Below are 19,092 nucleotides of genomic sequence, written 5' to 3'. Positions count from 1 at the left end.
TGCACTAACCGCAGCGTTTAGAGCGCCATTCAGCGACCTGAGGCAAGCTTTCCCAGCCAAAAGCCGTTTCGCTTGGCCCCTGGGCGCGCAAGGTCTCAAGACGCGCCATCCCTTCCTCATAAGTTGGAATATGGCCAATTGGCACCCACCAAAACGCCATATGGGCGGTCCCGAGTGAAGGAAACCATTCGGCCTTTTGATTATAGACTTTGACATGGGCGGTCTTCCAAACAAAGTCTTCCAAGGCTTCAGCTGTCTTCCACACGCTCATGTTAATCAAAAAGCGCGGATCGTCAGAGGCGCGAATATCCATCGCATTGCCAGAGTCAGACTTGAGCCGCCACACAAAGCCCTCTGCCCGTTCGGCAATGGCGTTCACCGCATCAATACGGCTGGTGAAGCCTGCAAAGCGCGGATCATCCTGATCATAGCGCGACACGGAGACATTGATTTGGGCGAGATAATGATTTTCTGGCTGTGGAAACATGAGGCCTCCTAATCGCGTAGTAATTCATTGATTCCTGTTTTGGACCGGGTCTGCGCATCGACGGTTTTGACGATAACAGCGCAAGCCAAGCTGGGTCCACCCTTGGGGTCTGGCAGAGAGCCTGGCACCACCACCGCATAGGAGGGCACTTCGCCGCGATAGACAGCCCCTGTGGCCCGGTCGATGATTTTGGTCGAAGCGCCCAAAAACACCCCCATCGAGATGACAGCGCCTTCGCGCACAATCACGCCCTCGGCCACTTCAGAACGGGCCCCCACAAATACATTGTCTTCGATGATAACGGGGCCGGCTTGTAAAGGCTCCAACACCCCGCCAATGCCTGTGCCGCCAGAAATATGGACATTGGCCCCGATCTGGGCACAGGAACCAACCGTCGCCCAGGTGTCGATCATGGTGTTTTCACCCACATAGGCCCCGATATTCACAAAGCTTGGCATCAGGACCGCGCCCTTGGCAATAAAGCTGCCCCGGCGCACGACAGAGCCCGGCACCATGCGGAAGCCTGCTTCGCGGAAATCAGCCTCCAACCAGCGCGCGGTCTTTAAGGGCACTTTGTCAAAGGCGCGCCCGGCATGCTGCACCGGATGGGGATCATGCTCAGGGTCGATCAGATAATTGTCATTGAGGCGGAAGGACAAAAGCACGGCTTTCTTCAGCCATTGATGCGTCGTCCATTGACCGTCTGCGCCACGCGAAGCCACGCGCACCACGCCTTGATCCAACAAGGTCAAAGCCTCCCCCACGGCATCTCGTACAGGCCCTGTCGTCTCAATGGAGATAGCGGTCCGGTCTTCCCACGCGGCATTGATGGTGGCTTCAAGGTGGTTGAGATCAGTCATGGGCGTGGTCATTTTCAGCTAGCAGGTTTGGCCATAAGGCTTTCTGCTATGCCCGTGCTTGATCGGTCACGCAATCGCTTGCGTCACTAACGGCACAAGGAATTAGAACAAACGTCCACCATTCGGCACGTTTTGATCGGGAGCAAATAGGACCACGTGGCCATCTGCATCAGGGAAGCCCAAGGTCAGCACTTCTGAACGTATGGGTCCAATCTGACGCGGCGGGAAATTCACCACGGCAGCAACTTGGCGCCCAACCAAGTCATCCAAACGATAATGGGTGGTGATTTGGGCGGATGATTTCTTGACGCCCAAGGTCGGGCCAAAGTCGACCATCAAAATGTAAGAGGGTTTGCGCGCCGCCTCAAACACCTCGGCTGACACAATCGTGCCGACCCGAATATCGACCTTCAAGAAGTCGTCAAATGTAATCGGCTCGGCTTGCGGGGCTAAAGGATCGTGCAAATGGTGCATGGGCTAACCTAGATCGAACCCTTTTCTTCAACCACCAAAATCCGGGCGACCCCTACAGGGCGCGCAATATGTTCATCGCCCACATTGGCCACAAAAATATCATTGGGACCAAGCCGTACAGTCTTTTCAGCGCCATCGACCTTATAGGACATATCAACCGCGCCATCGACCACCATAAAGACCTCCGCGCCGGTGTTGGTGTGCCAAATATAGGGCTGATCGGTCCAATGCAGCCGCACCGTCGCCCCGGCAATTTCCGCCAAATCCCGCGCACCCCAAGCCCGCTCTGCGGTGAATTGGGTGATGTCTTGATGGATCTCAGCCATGCTGGGTTCCCGCTTCAACAACCGCTTCCAAGAAGGCGGTCAAATCATTGGTCATGTGATGGACATGGTCGGGCGTCTCATCGACAGGCCCTGCCGGGCGGCCATCAACAGGCTCGTGACTCCAATCCTTCCACGACCAGACAAGAATGGTGGAAAAGCCAAGCTCGTGAGCCGTCAGCAAATTGCGCGACAAATCTTCCACCATGACGGATTTGGTCGGCTCAACCACATGGCGGTCAATCAACACATCAAACGCTTCGCGCTTGGGCTTGGGCACATAGCCGGTCGCCTCAATGTCAAACAGATCGTGGAAAACATCCTCCAACCCCAAAGCTTTCAGCGTGCGCTCAGCATGGCCGCGCGAGCCATTGGTGAACACCAATTTCCGGCCGGGCAAAGCCTCAATCGCGGCGCGCAATTTGGGCGCGGGCACCACAGGGCTATAGTCCAAATCATGGACATAATCGAGGAAGGCGCTGGCGGGCATATTATGCTCGCGCATCATGCCGTTTAGTGTGGTGCCATAGGTGGTATAATAATGTTTCTGCTTGGCCTTGGCCGCATCATAATCTAGGCCCAAATAGCGGCCGACAAATTCAGTCATGCGCTCGTCAATTTGGGCAAATAAATCACATTCGGCGGGATAAAGCGTGTTATCGAGATCAAAGACCCAATCTTCGGCCTGATAAAGTCGGGTCAGCGGGCGTGTGGTCATGAGCGAATAAGGGTTCCTGAACCGGAGTCGGTGAAAAGTTCGTTGAGGATGGCGTGGGGCGTCCGGCCATCTAGGATGACGACGGCCTCCACACCGGATTCAATCGCCGCAATGGCTGTCTCTAATTTAGGGATCATCCCGCCATTCGCAACGCCTGACGCCATCAAAGCGCGCGCGTCGGCGATCGTCATCTCAGGGATCAGATTGCCTTGGCCGTCCTTCACCCCTTCAATATCGGTCAATAACAAGAAGCGCTTGGCGTGTAGCGCCCCGGCTAAGGCCCCAGCAGCGGTATCGGCATTGATGTTGAAGGTCGCACCGGCTGGGTCCACGCCAATGGGGGCCACCACCGGCACATAATCCTGCTCGGCCTTGATCAAGGTCATGACCAATTGCGCATCGACTTCTTTGGGATCGCCGACAAAGCCCAGATCAACCACTTGCTCAATCAAGCTTTCGGGGTCCTTGCGGGTGCGTACAACTTTTTCGACCGTGAACAGGCGCGCATCCTTGCCCGACAGACCCACGCCACGCACATCGGCTTCGCGGCCCGCTTGGGTAATCAAATGCGCCAATTGCTTATTGACCGCGCCCGACAGCACCATTTCGGCGATTTCCATCGTGGCGGTATCAGTCACGCGCAGACCGTCAACAAACTCAGACTTTACGCCCGCCCGGTTCAGCATGGCGCTAATCTGTGGCCCGCCGCCATGGACGACCACGGGGTGAATGCCCACAAGCTTCAACAAGACGACGTCAGCGGCAAAGCGCTGGGCGGTTGCCTCATCGCCCATGGCATGGCCACCATATTTAATCACCACGGTTTCGCGGTCATAGCGCTGGATAAAGGGCAACGCCTCGGCCAAGGTTTTGGCGGTTGCAAAAGCAGTCTCAGCTTTGCTGGGGGCGGCGGTGTCAGCAGTCATTGGCGTTAGATTCCCAAAGGGCTCAAAGGCGGGGAGTTCGCTTTAACGATGTCTGCCCCGCACGCCAAGCGGTTTGGGCGTTTGTATTCGGGCAGGGAACAGATTTACCGAAACGTCTTCACCTCAAAGCGGCCGGTATGGGTGGCAATTCCGCGCTTCATGCCTTCGCTGACATAGGGCGTGGAGACATTGCCCATGGCGTCAACGGCGATCAGGCCGCCATCGCCGCCTTGGGTTTCCATATCGGCCAAAGCCCCGGCGCACGCCGACGCCAAAGTCTGCCCACCATAGCGAACGCGGGCAGAGATATCGGCGGCCACAGCCGCGCGCATGAAATATTCGCCCTGGCCGGTACACGAAACCGCAACCCGCTCGTCCGCCCAAGTCCCTGCCCCGATCAAAGGCGTATCGCCAACCCGGCCAGGCATTTTGTTTAAGAGGCCGCCGGTAGACGTGGCCGCAGCCAAACGGCCTGCAATATCGCGCGCCACAGCGCCCACCGTGCCATGGGCAAGCTCTCCGGGCTCCACCGGGCGGCGCACGGCAGGGGTATAATAAGCGGCAGGGTCTTCAATCTCTTCAAGGCCCATGTCGCGCGCAAAAGCCTTGGCTCCAGCGCCAACCAACAGCACATGCGGGGTTTCTTCCATCACTGCGCGCGCCGCCATAATGGGCGAACGGAAGCCGACCAAGGCCCCAACAGCCCCAGCACGTCGCAGCGCGCCATCCATCACCGCAGCATCTAATTCATACTCACCATTGCCATTGGCCGAGGCCCCCTTGCCTGCAACATGGAAGCCTGAATCTTCCAATTCCCGCACCATGGAGACCACCACATCCAGCGCGGATAAGCCTTCTTCCAGCATATCGGCCCCACGCTTCAAGACTTCGGCCATATGGGCTTCCTCCCGATCATAGGTGCGACCACGGGCAGGTCCTGCCCCACCATGAAGTGCCAATGCCCAAGCCATGAAATGCTCCCGATACGCTGGGGGCCCAAAAGGGTGCCCAAGAAAAATGAGAAATGAGACATCCTGCTCTAGTGCGAAGCGTAGCACTTCGCTATGCCTTTCAAAACAGATTGCTCAGGAGACACATCATGAAGGCGCTATTGTCCCATTCACCCGGCATGCCCGAGACCCTTAGCTTATCGGAATTGCCTGAGCCCGTCGCAGGCAAAGGCGATGTGATTCTCGACGTGAAGGCCGTCGGCATCAATTATCCCGACGTCTTGATCATTCAGGACAAGTACCAATTCAAGCCAGAGCGCCCATTTGCGCCAGGTGGGGAAGTATCGGGCGTTGTCTCCGCTGTTGGGGAAGGCGTCACCCACCTCAAAGTCGGTGACCGCGTGATTGGCTCGACCGGTTGGGGCGGCTTGGCAGAAAAAATCGCACTGCCTGCCGCACGCTGCATCCCCATCCCCGACAGCATGCCGTTTGATGAGGCAGCAGCCTTCATCATGACCTATGGCACCAGCCACTATGGCCTGAAGGATCGCGGGCAGTTGAAGGCGGGCGAAACTTTGTTGGTGCTGGGCGCAGCTGGCGGGGTTGGTCTTGCGGCAGTTGAACTGGGTAAAGCCATGGGCGCCAAAGTCATTGCGGCTTGCTCGACCCAAGAAAAAGTCGACGTCTGTTTGGCCCATGGCGCAGATGAAGGCCTTGTCTATCCAACGGGCGAATTTGATGCCGAAGGCAAAAAGGCCTTGGCAGATTTGTTCAAAAAGGCCTGTGGCCCCAATGGCGCTGACGTGATTTATGACGGTGTGGGTGGGGCTTATGCCGAAGCCAGCTTGCGCGCCATTGGATGGGAAGGCCGTTTCTTGGTCATTGGCTTCCCAGCAGGCATCCCCGCCATTCCCCTCAATCTAACGCTTTTGAAGTCCTGCCAAATCGTTGGCGTGTTCTGGGGCGCCTTTACGGCGCGCAACCCAAAGGCGAATCAGGAGAACATCGCCGAACTGATGGCTTTGTATGCAGCGGGAAAAATCAAACCCCATGTCTCTGCACATTTTCCATTGGATAAGGGCGCTGAAGCGATCCGTCATCTGATGGACCGCAAAGCCACTGGAAAGGTTGTTGTGACGTTATGACCGAACCAAAGCCTCCCGGCGCTGTGATTGTGGCCGGGACTTTTCGGGCAAGGCGGGGTGTCACCTTGCCCGTATTGGCAGCGATGGCAGCGATGTCGACGGCATCACGGGCAGAAGAAGGGTGTGAACTATATACCTATGCCGTTGATGCCTTTGACCCGATGACCATCCGGGTCTTTGAGATCTGGGCAGATATGGCCTCGTTCAAGCGCCACCGCGAAGCCAATCATACCAAGATCTGGCGCAGTAAATGGAATGATCTTGGCCTTGGTGATGCCAATCTGACTTCATTCGAAGTCGATAATAAAGCCGCGCTCTAGACGCGGCGACACTACTCAGGGAGTAAAGCCATGGTTGGACGCGTGAAAGACAAGGTCATTGTCGTAACAGGGGCTGCCAGTGGCATTGGCCTTGGAACGGTCGAGCGCTTGATTGAAGAAGGCGCTTTTGTTTTGGCAGCCGACATCCAAGATGAAAAAGGGGCCAATCTGGAAGCCCGCTTCAAGGACCGTCTGATCTATCGCCATTGCGACGTCACCGATGAAGCCCAAGTCAAAGCCATTCTCGATGCTGCGGCAAGCCAGTTCGGCGGGGTCGATGGCCTGTTCAATAATGCAGGCTCTGCCGGCATTATGAGCCCTTTGGAAGACGTTGAGTCCAAAGACTGGAAGGCAATTTTTGATGTGCTGGTGACTTCGGTCTTTTACGGCACCAAGCATGCGGTGCCACATCTGGCCAAGCGCGGCGGTGGCTCAATCGTCAATACCGCTTCCATTGCGGGCCTTGAAGCTGGGTGGGGCCCGATTGCCTATTCCACGGCCAAGGCCGCCGTGATCCATTTCAGCAAAGTGGCCGCTGCCCAATTGTGTGCGAAAAACATCCGGGTCAACGCAATTTGCCCGGGCCTGATTGCAACTTCCATCTTTGGTACGGCACTGGGCCTACCTCGCGAACAAGCCGATCAACTTGCAGCCCTCATCGCCCATCAGGGCGGGGCAGCCCAACCGATTGGGCGCGCAGGGCAGCCTAAGGACATTGCCGAAGCGGTCCTGTTGTTGATGAGCGATGCAGGCAGCTTCATGACGGGCACGCATTTGGTCGTTGATGGCGGGATCACGGTGGGTCCACGCCATGCGTGGGACCCTGCCGCGCCCTCCCCCATGGCTTCTATTTTTGGCGATGCCGTGCCGACACCGCAAAGCTAGATCAGGGCTTTCATGGATCAGACCACAAGCCCTGCCCCTAAGAAATTGCCGCTGTCGCCCAATAGCATCGGCGCGCTTTGGATGTTGGGGTCTGCGGCAGGCTTTTTGGTGATGGCAGTGCTGGCCAAGGGCTTGGGCTCGACCACCAGTGTTGCCATGCTGATCTTCTGGCGCTCCTTAGCAGGTGTGGTGGCGGTCTTGCCCTTTGCTTTGATGGCCGGGCCACAAGTGTGGAAGACATCAAGGCCCGGTAAGCTCCTTTTGCGGTCCAGCTATGGCACGATTGGCTTTTTTGCGGGCTTTTACGCGCTGGTGCATCTGCCTTTAGCCCAGAGCCAAGCTTTAAGCTTCTCGCGCACCTTATTCATGACGATACTGGCCGTTGTGATCTTGAAGGAAAAAGTTGCGTGGCGGCGCTGGACGGCGGTTGGCATTGGCTTTGTCGGGATCTTGATGATGACCAAGCCTGATTTCTCAGCCTATGCGACCGCGCTTGATCCCGCAACGATTGCCGCTTTGGTCTCGGCACTGGCCTTTGCCTTTGCCCTCGTCACGGTTAAGGATTTGACCAAGGATCACTCGTCTTTGACTTTGGTGGTCTATGGCAATGTGTTCACCACATTGGCAGGCCTGCCCTTCCTAATCCTTGACCCCGTCTTGCCAGACCTAAAGACCATGGGCCTTTTGATCGCCATGGGGTTCGCAGGCGTGGTCGCCCAATCCTGCTATGTGCGGGCTTTATCGACGGGGGAAGCCTCGCTGATGGCCTTGATCGACTATATACGCTTGCCCTTGGTGGCGATTGCCGGTGTGATCTTCTTTCACGAAATACCCGACACTTTAGCCATGGTGGGGGCAGCCATCGTCATCATCTCGACGCTCTACATCACCTTGCGCGACGCCCAGACCAAAACGGCTAAGCCGCTTGCGCCCCCACCAGCCTAGTACCCCATTCGTTTAAGATGCCCAGCGTGATCAGCGCTTGGCCGCCATAATAAAGGGTCCAGACCGCTGGGCTGGTGAGGCGATGCCAGGGCGAGTCTGGTTTGAGGGCAAACAGTTCGACGCCCAAAATCATGTCCGAGGTCGCAAAGGCCACCACGCCAATCACGGCATAGGTCAGATAGGGGCTCGCCGGTAAAGCAAGCGCGGAAAAGCACATGCCGAGAATAATGACAAAATAGAAGCTCAATGGGACCTTCATCGGTCCCAAATGCCGCCAGAGGATTCCAAATAGCAAGGCAGCACTGGTTGCTAAGAGGGCAAGGGCGAGAGCGATCTGCCACGTTCCAATGCCATGTTGAAACGCGCCAAACTCCAGAAACAGCGGGATATAGCAGCCGTGCGCGATGGCAAAGGCGGCCACGCCCGCCATAAAGCGCTTCTCACCCGGCCCTGCCAGCAATAAATCGCCGATCGCACTGGCCGCCAAGGCATAGAGGAGAAAGCTTGGGCCTTGGGCCTGCCAAACGACGAGGGCAAGACCTGCCACCGCAGCCGTTTTCATAACACTGCGCAGTGGATTGGGCGCTTGTTTGTTGAAGATGAGGCCATAGAGGATCGCTGCCGCAGCCGATAGCATCCATAGCCACACCATAGGCTCAGCGAAATTAATCAGCATAGCCTTAGCCCCCGACGCGTAAGGACAGGCCACCATCGACGCAAAGGCCTTGGCCTGTGATAAAGCCCGCGTCATCGCTGGCCAGAAAGAGGGCGACTTTGGCAATATCGTCAGGTTCGCCCAAGCGGCGCAGCACCGCCTTATTGGCCCAGGTTTCGGCAATCTCTGGCCGTTGGTCCCATAGGCCTTGGGTCATGCCGGTGCGAATGGCACCGGGCAACAACCAATTGGCGGTGACGTGATATTTGCCCAGCTCAATGGCGAGTGCACGCGTGAAACCTTGCACGCCGGACTTTGAGGCCGAATAAGCCGCCAATCCCATGCCGCTGCCTTCGGCCATGACTGAGGCTGTGTTGATGATTCGACCCGCAGCACTGGCTTTCAGATCTGGGATCGCTGCACGCGTGAGGCGGAACATCGCCCGCAAGTTCACGTCCAGGGTCTGGTCCCAATCTTCATCGCTGGTCCGTTCCACCAAACTATTGGTCGCGATGCCCGCATTATTGAACAGGATATCGACCCCGCCCAAATGGCTGCGCGCTGCCGCCAAGATTTGGTCTGGTGCATCCGAATCGGTGACCGACTGGCCGTGGGTTCTAATGCCCGACCCTTCAAAGGCCTGAACCAGTTTCTCACCGGGCAAATCAACGGCAAGCACCACGGCCCCTTCGCGCGCAAATAGATGTGCGGTAGCCAACCCAATGCCGGAAGCGGCCCCGGTGATAATGGCGCGACGGCCAGCCAAGCGTTTGGTCAAAAAATATCCCCTCTTTGCGTTTGCAAAGAAGGGATAGTGGATTAGGGCGCAGTGTCGATGGAAAAAAACTTGTGTGCCGGTTGAACTGCAGTCCGCAGACCCTGGAGGGGGGCTGGGGGGGCTGTTGGGAAACCAGAACCTGCGAGATGTTCTGCTGTCCAACCGACAATGCCCTTATCGACCCCGCTTGTGGCGCGATCTAGGTGCAAATGCGGCGGAATGGGGGCATTGCATTAATTATTTGTCATTTAACATCACCAAAGCATGAAGATGGTTTCTACTTGGTGTTTTACTTCGCTTCAAATGCGCCTAGATAACAGCCATGAAATTCGCAAAAATGAACGGCCTCGGCAATGAAATCGCTGTCCTAGACGCGCGAGAGCGTCCGCTGACGCTCAATGCGAGCGCGGTCGAAGCCTTGGCCACGGCTGGAAAAGGCATTGGCTTTGACCAATTGATGCTGCTCCTGCCGCCGAAAAACCCGATGGCAGACGTCTATACCGAAATCTGGAATGCCGATGGGTCCAAAGTGGCTGCCTGTGGCAATGGTTCGCGCTGTGTGGCTTGGTATGTGATGCGCGAGATGAACCGCGAGAATTTGGTCATTGAGACCGAGGCAGGCCTTTTGGGCGCGGTCAGTGTCGGGCCCAACCTGATTAGTGTGGATATGGGCGAGCCGATTTTAGACTGGGAGTTGATCCCCATGTCTGAGCGGATGGATACCATCCGGATTGAGCTGCAAGTCGGCCCGATTGATGACCCGATCCTGCATGGGCCAGGTGTGGTCAGCATGGGCAATCCCCATTGCGTCTTCTTTGTTCAAGACGCCGAACTCGCCCCCGTGGAAGCAGTTGGGCCAATGATTGAATATCACCCCCTCTTCCCAGAGCGCACCAATGTCGGCTTTGCCGAGATTGTCGCCCGCGATCATATCCGTTTGCGGGTTTGGGAGCGGGGTGCAGGCTTGACGAAAGCCTGTGGCACGGGTGCCTGTGCGGCTTTGGTCGCAGCCGTTCGCCGCCGCCTGTGTGACCGGGTCGCCAAGGTCCAAGTCGATGGCGGCATGCTGGAGATCGAATGGCGGGAAAGCGATAATCACGTCATTATGACCGGTGCCGTTGCCCTTGAAACCGAAGGTACCATTCGGGGAAACTAGGCAGATCGCAGCCTGATAGCTTGACGTGTTCGCCGTCAGACCCCAAGCACCCCGCGCAAGCAGGGAGTTTAGACTCATGGCGAATGTGGTGGTTGTCGGGGCCCAATGGGGCGACGAAGGCAAAGGCAAGATTGTGGATTGGTTGAGCGATCGTGCCGATGTGGTCACGCGCTTCCAAGGCGGCCATAATGCCGGTCATACATTGGTTGTGGGCGAAAAGGTCTATAAGCTCTCGCTCCTGCCTTCGGGCGTTGTGCAAGGCAAATTGTCGGTGATTGGCAATGGCGTGGTTGTCGACCCGCATGCGCTTCTCGATGAGATCAAGCGCGTCAGCGACCAAGGCGTGGTGATTGATCCCTCAATCCTCGTACTTGCCGATAATGCGACCCTGATCCTCGCCTTACATCGCGATTTGGATGGCGCACGCGAAGCCCAAGCAGGTGCGGGCAAGATTGGCACCACGGGTCGGGGCATTGGCCCTGCCTATGAAGATAAGGTTGGCCGTCGCGCCATTCGCGTCGCCGATCTGGCTGACCCCGATGCGCTGGACGCCAAGATCGACCGCTTGCTTGCCCATCACACCGCTTTGCGCAAAGGCCTCGACCTGCCCGAGCTCGATGGCGCGGCGATCAAAGCCGAACTCATAGGCCTTGCACCTAAAATCTTGCCCTATGCCCAGCCTGTTTGGAAAGTGCTGGAAGAAGCCCGCCGTCGGGGCCGCCGCATCCTGTTTGAAGGCGCACAAGGCACGCTGCTCGACATTGACCACGGCACCTATCCCTATGTGACCTCGTCCAACACGGTTTCAGGCCAAGCCTCCGCCGGCACCGGCATGGGCCCCAATTCCTTGGGCTATGTGCTGGGCATCTGCAAAGCCTATACAACCCGCGTCGGTGAAGGCCCCTTCCCCACCGAATTGTTTGACGATGTCGGCAAGCGCATTGGTGAGCGTGGGCATGAGTTTGGCACCGTCACAGGCCGGCCACGTCGCTGCGGCTGGTTTGACGCGGTGCTTGTCCGCCAAGCTGCCATCGTCGGCGGCATCAGCGGCCTTGCCCTCACCAAACTCGATGTGCTCGACGGGTTTGAGCAACTCAAAGTCTGTGTCGGTTATCGGATTGGCGACCGCGCCTTGGATTGGTTCCCTGCAGGCCTGAAAGATCAAGCCAGCGTTGAGCCCATCTTTGAATATTTCGACGGGTGGCAGGAAACCACACGCGGTGCGCGTTCTTGGAAGGACTTACCCGCAAACGCCATCAAATATGTGCGCCGCATCGAAGAATTGGTGACCCGCCCCGTCGCCCTTCTGTCCACCAGCCCAGAGCGGGACGACACAATCTTGGTGCGCGATCCATTTGAGGGGTAAGGGCTGATGAGCAAGATCGCTTTCAACTACGCACTTGGTCACTTTAATCCCGGTACTATAGAGTTGGATTTGTCGAGCCGGATCAATACATTTGTTGGGATAAATAATATCGGGAAGAGCCAGTTAGTCAGGCAGGCAGTCGCCTTCATAGGTCAAAACTATCTGTTTCAGTCTACAGGTACTGTTAGTTCAACTTTTGAAGTTTCGAGTAAAATTATCAACGAACTTCTACGTCAAACTAACGCACATATATTCGATCTCATGAGTGCTTTTTCAAAAAAAGAGCAAGAAATCCCATTCAATGCAACAATAATTAAGTATTCAAATTTAACAACAAACCCAAAGACAAACATTTCATCCCACTATTCAATGGAGAACGGCGATAGTGTTCCTTATGGATTAGATCATTACTTTTTTGAAAATTTTTTTTATGCTAAATCATTTGAGAAACCAGTATTCATCGCAGCAGAGCGCGACTTTCAAACTGCGCCCGGTTGGTCTGGACACCAAAAACCCGCCTATCAAGAGAACGGTAGCAATGTCCAACAAGCTTATGATTTCCTACATAGGGCAGTGGCAACCGGAAGACAAATCAACCAAACTATCTTACGACAACTAAATCAGGTTTTGGCACCGGACTTTGCTTTCACTGAGATTTGGCCAGATACTGCGGAAGGTAGTCCTGTGCTTAAGTTAGGATTAGGTGATGCCAAGTACCGCAGAATTGACGAACTAGGTAGCGGGATAAAGACAGTTCTCCACGCATTACTGGTTTTGAACGCTTACCACGAAATCTGGGAAAACATCCCCTCGTGCATCGTGATCGAAGAAATTGAGAACAATCTGCACCCGCGTGCTATTCGGCGATTAATCGATATTCTTGTTAAAGAAAGCGCTCATGCTGAGACGCGACTGATTTTCATCACGCATTCGCCCGTCGTTATGGAGCACTTGGCGTCAGTGCACGACGCAACGACACACCATGTTTATCGAGAAGGCGATGCCACTGTTTGCCGTCCAATTCAGCACTTCAAAGACGCATGTAATGCGCTGACTGATCTTGGTGCGAGGGCAAGCGATTTGTTGCAGGCCAACTTTGTGATTTGGGCTGAAGGTCCAACAGAACAAATTGTCATCCCTCATCTGATTTCAAAGTATGCCGAGGACCTCGCTTTTGGAACAGACTACATTGTGGCTCTTTATGGTGGAAACTTGCTCCTTCATTTCTCTGGAGACATGCCTGAGTTCACTAAATCAGATGAGAATATGTCCGATGACATTGGAGATCATCGGATCGAAGTCGCTCGTTTGAATCGGAATTTTGCTTTCGTGATGGACAGCGATGGTGAAGTAGAAGGTAAGCCCCCGAAACGAGCTAAAGAAGCTATAAGGCAGGCACAGAAAGATGGTCTCAAATTTCCAGTTTGGACCACATATTGTCGCGAAATAGAGGGCATGTATCCAATTGAGATATTCACTAAAGTTTACGGACTGCCAAGGAATGCGTCAGCACTGGCAGAGCGAGATCACACATGGGGAGCAAGTGACATTTTGGCTGCAGGATGGGGCATAGAAAAGGGCCGACAAATCAAAAAAATCGAACTTGCCAAGGAAGCAATCAGGTTGGGATTCGAACTCAATTACGAAGAAGATATTAGCGCTCTAAATGAGATAATCGACGCAATTCGTCATGCGAAAAGTCTTTAAGATGCAACATGACAAAGAAGTTCCCGCTGAAAACCCTCCCAATCCCAACTGGGATGATGAGGACGCCGATGATGCCCCGCGTGAGCTGACGCCGGAAGAGCAGGCGTTGCATCAAGAAAATATGGCCAAGCTCGGCCGGGTTATGCGGGCCTATCTGATTTTGAAGATTGGCCTATCCGCGCTTCTGATTGCGGTCGTTATCAAGTTTTTTGGCCGCTAGACTTTAGCGCCATAAGGCGCGTGGGTCGCGCGTACAGCTGACTTGGGTGCCGCCGACATCAAGGGCCAAACGGTTGGCCGTCGGCTCTCCCCAAGCAAAGCCCTCGGCACGATCATCACTATCTTTCAACAGATAGAGGGTAAGCGAGGGTCGGTTCTGTCCAATCGGCCATTCCACATTGCGGAGACGTAAGCGCAGCTTAGCAGGGTTGCCGCCCGCAAACTCAGCCGTCACCAAGCCACCTTGGTCGTGCACCACAAGGTCAGACACAATGGCGCGTTCAGCACCCTTGGCAACCGAAGCCCAGCACGAAAAAGTCTGTGCCCGTTTCAGGCGCGTCGGGGGGGTATCACTGCCACCAAAGACCCGCACGCCGCGTTCGTCCACGCCAACGTCGCGCACCTCCCACACATTGGCCGAAATATCATGCTGCTCGCTGACCGACAGCACGCGCTTATCGGCATTGGTCACAAGCTTGCAGGCGGCAGGCCGCGTCGCGCCGCTAAAGCCTTCCCCGCGCCGCCGCCAAATGATGTCGCAGCCCATGACGGGGGTAAAAGCTTCTTTCTTGAGCTGACCGGGCTTTAGGCCTTCCACCCCTTCAACGAGCCGCCACGCCCCTTCTAAGGGCTTGCCTTCCTTTGGCGCAAAACCAGACAGGCGAATGCCGTTCAATTCTGGATCGACACTCAAGGTCCAGATGCGTTGGCGGGCAACGGGCCCCGTTTCACCGCCTTTGCGATACTCAACATAGAAGCTGACGGGGCCGAATTCAGGGGCTTCAATCGGCTTTACCACGGCATGCAAGCGCTCATGGCGCAAAGGCAGCGGCACATTGAGTTCGGGTTCAAAAAAGGTCTGCAACTCATTGTCCCACCGCCCAGTCAACAGGTCAGCAAGGTCGAGTAAGTCCTTATTCAAAACCTCCTTCATCGCGGGCGTGAGTGGCTTTACCGGCACAGGAACCGGTGTGGGGTTGGCAAGTTCTGGCACACCAGCCTGTTCGGCAATCGATTGGGTAACCAGTTCCTTCAGGATACCCTCTGGCGTCATCTCGGGCGGTAAAGCTTGGGTCGCTCCAGAAGGTGGCGACAAAATACCGCCTGTGGGGGTTGCTTGCGCGCCCAAAACTGTCGGCAACAGGTAGGCACAGCCCGCGACAATCAGGGCGGCGGTAAGATGGTACTGGCGTGTCGTAATCGGCATGTCCAAACCCGTTTAGCCCCCGTTTTCCCCCATAAGGCGAAAGACTATGTCATGATTTTGGCAGACCCTGCCAGCCCTCGCTCTGCGATACTCGCAGGTTCACTTAAGAGGCAAGGGCGGTGGGGCTGGAAGGCAAGGCCGACGGACTTGCGCTCGCTGCAGCGGCACTGCCAACCAAGGTTGGACTGGCGCTTGAAGGCGCTGGCGTCAACAGGCGGGCAAATTCGCTTGCCACCATGGGCTTGCCGAACAAATAGCCTTGCAGAGTATGCACGCCTGCCGCTTTTAAGACCGCATGCTGGGTTGCCGTCTCAACCCCTTCTGCCACCACTTCGCGCCCCAAGGCCCGGCCAATACTGGAAACGGCTTGGATGATAGCCAAAGCCTCACGCGAGGTTTTGGGGTCGAGATCGAGACTGGTGACGAATTCGCGGTCGATCTTGATCTTGTCGAACGGGAAGCGGTGCAGCGAGGTCAAGCTGGAATAGCCCACACCGAAGTCGTCGAGCGCTAGTTTACAGCCCATGGCTTTGAGTTGCGCAAATAATTGCCGCACCCGGTCTGGATCGCCCAAGAAAGCCGTTTCGGTCACTTCCAGAACCACGCGGGCCGGATTGTAGCCTGTCTCAGCAAAGAGTTCTTTCAGATCGCCGACGAAATTCTCGTCAATCAATTCCAACGGCGATACGTTCAGCGCAATCGGCAGATTGCCCCAGTCGGCGGTGTCATTGAACACTGCTTGGCGAACGAAATGGCCGATATGGGCGATGAAGCCAGACTTTTCTGCAATCGGAATGAAGACGTCTGGGCCGACACGCGCGCGGCCGCCGCGATCCCAGCGTAGCAAGGCTTCGGCCGACACCACTTGGTTGCCCATGCGGTCATAGAGCGGCTGATATACCATGCTGAGCGCACCGGTCTCAAGATCGGCTTCAAGCTCATCGCGCAAGGCTTTTTCTTCCGGCGACAAAATCGCCGTATTCAAGACTTCAACCACCGAAGGCTTTACTTCGGGCTTAAGGACCGGGGTCTCAGGTTCTGACAGATCGGTTTCCATCAGCTGAGCCAGGCGGTCGAGCGTCATGTGAAGAAGCGCGATGGCGCGCTCAATCTCAGACGGGGAGACGGGCGTATTGTGAATGCGAACAGCCGCCTCAATGCCACCGGCAAGCTTGGCTATCGCTTTCGCACCAATATTGAGGCTCATAGATTTGAGTGAATGGGCCGCTTTTGCCAGACGCTCGCGATCGCCAGCATCCAACGCTTCTTGCAACTCGATTAAGGTGCTGGGGGCGTGATTGCGATACAGGCCGACCACACGCACAACGAAATCGCGTCGGTGCGTTTTCAGATCGCGTAGGAAAGGCAGAATGACGGCATCATCAAACAAACCGTCTTCACCGCTATCGTCGGCCTGCTCGGCCATAGGCATCGCTACATCATCTGAACGCGCATCCATCATCTCCAGCGCTTTGGTCGCGAGATGGGCCGGCAGATTGGCTTGCAGGATTTCGCCCAGCGCCACCAAGGTAAAGGGCTTGTGCAACACCCCGTCCATACCGGATTCAGCCCAAGCATTGGCGGCGGTTCCAACCACATGGGCTGTCAAAGCAACCACTGGCAGGCGCTTGCGCCCTTCTTGGGCCTCTCGTTTCCGGATCGCGCGCGTGGCTTCAAAACCATCCAGAACGGGCATCGAGCCGTCCATCAGCACCAAGTCATAATCCTTGGTCGCCAGCATGTTCAGCGCATCTTGGCCATCGACCGCGGTGTCGGCCTTGATTTCAAAGCGCGACAAGGCCTCCACCGCCACTTCGCGGTTCACTTCCCCATCATCGACCACCAGCACGCGGGCGTCGGGATAAGCGACGGTAATGGCTTGGTTCATCAGCCCACCCTGGCTGATCGCGAAGCTCGTGCCATTGCGTAGGGCATTGATCAAATGATCCAAGTCGGCATGACGCACAGGCCGCTGCAGCGCGGCGACGGCTTGGCCTGCCCGCACCATGGAATCGGCAGCCGCATCATCTGGATCGGCAATCAGCACCAGCTTCTTGGGGTTAAAGCCGGGCGGCAATTCGGTGCGGTGGGCTTTGTCGGCAATAAGAAGATCGGGCTGCAGTGCCTCTGTTTGACCCAACACAGCCCCGGCTGCGGCAAAGCGACGGCTAATCGCCCAAGCTTCGACTTGGCCTTCGACAAACACCTTCACGCAGGAGGGGACTTCGGCTTCTTCCAAATGGGGTGGGGCCGCCAGAACGCGGGCCTCGCCGGTCAAAGCGGGCAAGCGCACGTGAAAGCTGGTGCCATGGCCCTGCTTACTGGTCGCGCCAATCTGGCCGCCCATCGCTTCAACCAGCCGCTTGGAGATCGATAGGCCCAGACCCGTACCACCAAAGCGGCGGGTCGTGGTTTGGTCTTCTTGCGAGAAGGCCGAAAAAATGCCGGCAATCTTATCTTCGGCAATACCAATACCGGTATCTTGCACGATCAAGCGCCAGAATTGGCTGTCGGGGTCGGGCTCCAGCCGAACCAACACATGGCCGGTCTCGGTAAACTTCAACGCGTTAGACACAAGGTTGGAGATGACTTGGCCCAAGCGGACAGAATCTGCGGGAACCAGTTTGGGCGCTTGGGGGTGGGCGGAAGCCACCAATTCCAAGCCCTTTTCACGCGCCTTGGTGTGGAACAAAGCCAAGACATCATCGACCAAATCGAGGACGTTGATTTCGCAAATCTCAACTTCAAGCTTGCCCGCCTCAATCTTGGAGAAGTCGAGAATGTCGTTGATGACGGCCAGAAGACTGCGGCCAGACTTCACAATCGTATCGGCATGGCGCTTGGCTTTGGCCGGCAAGGATTCTGCAGCCAAAAGCTCTGCCATCACCATCACGCCATTCATGGGCGTGCGGATTTCGTGGCTCATGGTCGCCAAAAAGTCTGACTTGGCAGCATTCGCCCGTTCGGCCGCATCGCGGGCCACCAAATAGTCGCTGGTGCGGGCGGCAACTTCAGCTTCCAGACCCCGCATGTGCGCGTCAATGCGGCGGTCCCGCTCGCCAATGGCTTCCAACATGGCGTTAAAGCCGGTCACAAGCGTGCCGACTTCGTCGGTCGTGGTGGCTTCCACCCGTTGCGAGAAGTCGCCCTTCTCGCCAATGGCGGCCACAGATTTGGTCAGGTCAGTCAGTGGTTCGGTCAGGGCGCGTTGGATCCGCCGGGAAATCTCTAACGACAAGAGCAATGCGAGAAAGGCGATGCCCAACACACTGCCGATGGAGCGCAGCAGCGGGGTTAAAAAGTCGTTGGCCATATGGACGACGACGACGCGCCCCAAGACCTGTCCGCCCAATTCGATGGGCGAGACGACTTCCACCGATTTGGTGGTGATCAGCGCCACAAGATTAGGATCAGCACTTTCACTATCGAGCCGCACATCGTTGCGCAAACGCGTGCCAGAGCCATTTTCAGCCAGCGACACGCCATTGGCCAATTCTACGCGCGCATACACAATCCCCGGACTGCGAGAAATGGCGCGAATAGCGATAAAGGCCCGTTGCCGATCTTGGGCTTGAACAGCCTCAGCCGCACTACTGGCCAAGACTTGCGCTGCCGTTCGCATTTCCGACCAACGCACCTCTGCATGGCGGGTCATGTCTTGATAGGCAAAAATCATGGTGACTGGGACAACCGAGAAAATCACCGAGCCCAAGACCAGTGCCGCCAAACGTGAGCGGATGGAGCTTGGCTTTTTAGCCTTTAGGACTTTCTGTTTTGGAGGCTTTTTCTGAGATTTCACCTGATCAAACCCGGGTAGTGGCATGAGACTGATTAAGTAGCGCGGACACATTAAGTGCGGGTTAAGCCAACAGTTTTTGGCCACTGATAAAGCTGATGACGGGGCTGCAGTGCGAGGACTTAGTTTGACGGGCGGTTAACTGATTTAAGCTATAACCCGTGCGCAACAGGAG

At 56.2% G+C, this 19,092-nt stretch carries 19 protein-coding genes; 8 read left to right on the top strand and 11 right to left on the bottom strand.

Translation table 11 applies throughout. The features are described 5' to 3' along the window. Positions 1-4: 4 nt before the first annotated feature. The 7 genes from IOB61_RS09155 to IOB61_RS09125 form a co-directional block, all read right to left on the bottom strand. Positions 5-487: a DUF3291 domain-containing protein gene (locus tag IOB61_RS09155; protein ID WP_290815412.1), complete on the bottom strand. Its 483-nt coding sequence runs from the start codon at positions 485-487 to the stop codon at positions 5-7. 8 nt (positions 488-495) lie between these two features. Beyond that, entirely contained in the window at positions 496-1,347 is an 852-nt protein-coding gene (gene dapD / locus IOB61_RS09150; protein WP_290815409.1) for a 2,3,4,5-tetrahydropyridine-2,6-dicarboxylate N-succinyltransferase, read from the bottom strand. 102 nt (positions 1,348-1,449) lie between these two features. Beyond that, complete coding sequence (locus IOB61_RS09145) at positions 1,450-1,821, bottom strand: tRNA-binding protein (protein WP_290815406.1); 372 nt, start codon at positions 1,819-1,821, stop codon at positions 1,450-1,452. Positions 1,822-1,829: 8 nt separating this feature from the next. Then, positions 1,830-2,147 (bottom strand): cupin, encoded by a 318-nt coding sequence (locus IOB61_RS09140; protein WP_290815403.1) that lies wholly within the window; start codon positions 2,145-2,147, stop codon positions 1,830-1,832. Next, on the bottom strand, positions 2,140-2,862 hold the full coding sequence (locus IOB61_RS09135; protein ID WP_290815400.1) for a pyrimidine 5'-nucleotidase: 723 nt from the start codon (positions 2,860-2,862) through the stop codon (positions 2,140-2,142). The genes IOB61_RS09140 and IOB61_RS09135 overlap by 8 nt, the downstream gene beginning before the upstream one ends. Next, positions 2,859-3,788, bottom strand: coding sequence for an acetylglutamate kinase (gene argB, locus IOB61_RS09130; RefSeq protein WP_290815397.1), 930 nt, complete (start codon positions 3,786-3,788; stop codon positions 2,859-2,861). The genes IOB61_RS09135 and argB overlap by 4 nt, the downstream gene beginning before the upstream one ends. 104 nt (positions 3,789-3,892) lie before the next feature. Beyond that, complete coding sequence (locus tag IOB61_RS09125) at positions 3,893-4,759, bottom strand: isoaspartyl peptidase/L-asparaginase family protein (RefSeq protein WP_290815395.1); 867 nt, start codon at positions 4,757-4,759, stop codon at positions 3,893-3,895. Between the two features lie 128 nt (positions 4,760-4,887). Between IOB61_RS09125 and IOB61_RS09120 the strand changes: the two genes are divergently transcribed. The 4 genes from IOB61_RS09120 to IOB61_RS09105 are packed head-to-tail and all read left to right on the top strand — an operon-like array spanning position 4,888 to position 8,033. Next, positions 4,888-5,883, top strand: a complete 996-nt coding sequence (locus tag IOB61_RS09120) for an NADPH:quinone oxidoreductase family protein (RefSeq protein ID WP_290815392.1) — start codon at positions 4,888-4,890, stop codon at positions 5,881-5,883. Further along, a complete protein-coding gene (locus IOB61_RS09115) occupies positions 5,880-6,203 on the top strand; it encodes a putative quinol monooxygenase (protein WP_290815389.1) in 324 nt (107 codons plus the stop codon). The genes IOB61_RS09120 and IOB61_RS09115 overlap by 4 nt, the downstream gene beginning before the upstream one ends. 30 nt (positions 6,204-6,233) lie before the next feature. Continuing rightward, positions 6,234-7,088: an SDR family NAD(P)-dependent oxidoreductase gene (locus IOB61_RS09110; protein ID WP_290815386.1), complete on the top strand. Its 855-nt coding sequence runs from the start codon at positions 6,234-6,236 to the stop codon at positions 7,086-7,088. A 12-nt stretch (positions 7,089-7,100) separates the two neighbouring features. Then, the gene (locus IOB61_RS09105; protein WP_290815383.1) at positions 7,101-8,033 is read left to right on the top strand and encodes a DMT family transporter; all 933 of its coding nucleotides are present in this window, start codon (positions 7,101-7,103) and stop codon (positions 8,031-8,033) included. On the opposite strand, the gene IOB61_RS09100 is transcribed toward IOB61_RS09105, so the two are convergent. Continuing rightward, positions 8,005-8,709: a lysoplasmalogenase gene (locus IOB61_RS09100; protein ID WP_290815380.1), complete on the bottom strand. Its 705-nt coding sequence runs from the start codon at positions 8,707-8,709 to the stop codon at positions 8,005-8,007. The two genes, IOB61_RS09105 and IOB61_RS09100, sit on opposite strands and share 29 nt — an antisense overlap. Positions 8,710-8,713: 4 nt before the next feature. Continuing rightward, positions 8,714-9,466 (bottom strand): SDR family NAD(P)-dependent oxidoreductase, encoded by a 753-nt coding sequence (locus IOB61_RS09095; protein ID WP_290815377.1) that lies wholly within the window; start codon positions 9,464-9,466, stop codon positions 8,714-8,716. 322 nt (positions 9,467-9,788) lie between these two features. On the opposite strand from IOB61_RS09095, the gene dapF reads away from it, so the two are divergent. The 4 genes from dapF to IOB61_RS09075 all read left to right on the top strand — a co-directional run bounded on the left by dapF (position 9,789) and on the right by IOB61_RS09075 (position 13,915). Next, on the top strand, positions 9,789-10,622 hold the full coding sequence (gene dapF, locus IOB61_RS09090) for a diaminopimelate epimerase (protein ID WP_290815374.1): 834 nt from the start codon (positions 9,789-9,791) through the stop codon (positions 10,620-10,622). A 76-nt stretch (positions 10,623-10,698) separates the two neighbouring features. After that, positions 10,699-11,988 carry an adenylosuccinate synthase gene (locus IOB61_RS09085; RefSeq protein WP_290815371.1) on the top strand — a complete coding sequence of 430 codons (1,290 nt, stop codon included), beginning with the start codon at positions 10,699-10,701 and terminating at the stop codon, positions 11,986-11,988. A 6-nt stretch (positions 11,989-11,994) separates the two neighbouring features. Beyond that, on the top strand, positions 11,995-13,695 hold the full coding sequence (locus IOB61_RS09080) for an AAA family ATPase (RefSeq protein WP_290815368.1): 1,701 nt from the start codon (positions 11,995-11,997) through the stop codon (positions 13,693-13,695). Position 13,696: 1 nt separating this feature from the next. After that, a complete protein-coding gene (locus tag IOB61_RS09075) occupies positions 13,697-13,915 on the top strand; it encodes a hypothetical protein (protein WP_290815365.1) in 219 nt (72 codons plus the stop codon). 3 nt (positions 13,916-13,918) lie between these two features. Here IOB61_RS09075 and IOB61_RS09070 read toward each other — a convergent pair whose 3' ends face one another. After that, positions 13,919-15,121, bottom strand: a complete 1,203-nt coding sequence (locus IOB61_RS09070; protein WP_290815362.1) for a chromophore lyase CpcT/CpeT — start codon at positions 15,119-15,121, stop codon at positions 13,919-13,921. Between the two features lie 103 nt (positions 15,122-15,224). After that, a complete protein-coding gene (locus tag IOB61_RS09065; protein ID WP_290815359.1) occupies positions 15,225-18,920 on the bottom strand; it encodes an EAL domain-containing protein in 3,696 nt (1,231 codons plus the stop codon). Between the last annotated feature and the right edge of the window lie 172 nt (positions 18,921-19,092).

The organism is Aquidulcibacter sp., from assembly GCF_020253525.1.
Taxonomy (GTDB): Bacteria; Pseudomonadota; Alphaproteobacteria; order Caulobacterales; family Aquidulcibacteraceae; genus Aquidulcibacter.
Note: the sequence above shows the minus strand (reverse complement) of the source record. Positions and strands in the feature narration are given on the sequence as shown.

Excerpts from the sequence above, each read along its gene's own strand:
- IOB61_RS09155 (WP_290815412.1), bottom strand. The coding sequence starts at position 487 with ATGTTTCCACAGCCAGAAAATCATTATCTCGCCCAAATCAATGTCTCC.
- dapF (WP_290815374.1), top strand. The coding sequence starts at position 9,789 with ATGAAATTCGCAAAAATGAACGGCCTCGGCAATGAAATCGCTGTCCTA.
- IOB61_RS09125 (WP_290815395.1), bottom strand. The coding sequence starts at position 4,759 with ATGGCTTGGGCATTGGCACTTCATGGTGGGGCAGGACCTGCCCGTGGT.
- IOB61_RS09070 (WP_290815362.1), bottom strand. The coding sequence starts at position 15,121 with ATGCCGATTACGACACGCCAGTACCATCTTACCGCCGCCCTGATTGTC.
- IOB61_RS09145 (WP_290815406.1), bottom strand. The coding sequence starts at position 1,821 with ATGCACCATTTGCACGATCCTTTAGCCCCGCAAGCCGAGCCGATTACA.
- IOB61_RS09135 (WP_290815400.1), bottom strand. The coding sequence starts at position 2,862 with ATGACCACACGCCCGCTGACCCGACTTTATCAGGCCGAAGATTGGGTC.
- IOB61_RS09100 (WP_290815380.1), bottom strand. The coding sequence starts at position 8,709 with ATGCTGATTAATTTCGCTGAGCCTATGGTGTGGCTATGGATGCTATCG.
- IOB61_RS09120 (WP_290815392.1), top strand. The coding sequence starts at position 4,888 with ATGAAGGCGCTATTGTCCCATTCACCCGGCATGCCCGAGACCCTTAGC.
- IOB61_RS09075 (WP_290815365.1), top strand. The coding sequence starts at position 13,697 with ATGCAACATGACAAAGAAGTTCCCGCTGAAAACCCTCCCAATCCCAAC.
- IOB61_RS09140 (WP_290815403.1), bottom strand. The coding sequence starts at position 2,147 with ATGGCTGAGATCCATCAAGACATCACCCAATTCACCGCAGAGCGGGCT.
- dapD (WP_290815409.1), bottom strand. The coding sequence starts at position 1,347 with ATGACTGATCTCAACCACCTTGAAGCCACCATCAATGCCGCGTGGGAA.
- IOB61_RS09085 (WP_290815371.1), top strand. The coding sequence starts at position 10,699 with ATGGCGAATGTGGTGGTTGTCGGGGCCCAATGGGGCGACGAAGGCAAA.
- argB (WP_290815397.1), bottom strand. The coding sequence starts at position 3,788 with ATGACTGCTGACACCGCCGCCCCCAGCAAAGCTGAGACTGCTTTTGCA.
- IOB61_RS09080 (WP_290815368.1), top strand. The coding sequence starts at position 11,995 with ATGAGCAAGATCGCTTTCAACTACGCACTTGGTCACTTTAATCCCGGT.
- IOB61_RS09110 (WP_290815386.1), top strand. The coding sequence starts at position 6,234 with ATGGTTGGACGCGTGAAAGACAAGGTCATTGTCGTAACAGGGGCTGCC.
- IOB61_RS09115 (WP_290815389.1), top strand. The coding sequence starts at position 5,880 with ATGACCGAACCAAAGCCTCCCGGCGCTGTGATTGTGGCCGGGACTTTT.
- IOB61_RS09105 (WP_290815383.1), top strand. The coding sequence starts at position 7,101 with ATGGATCAGACCACAAGCCCTGCCCCTAAGAAATTGCCGCTGTCGCCC.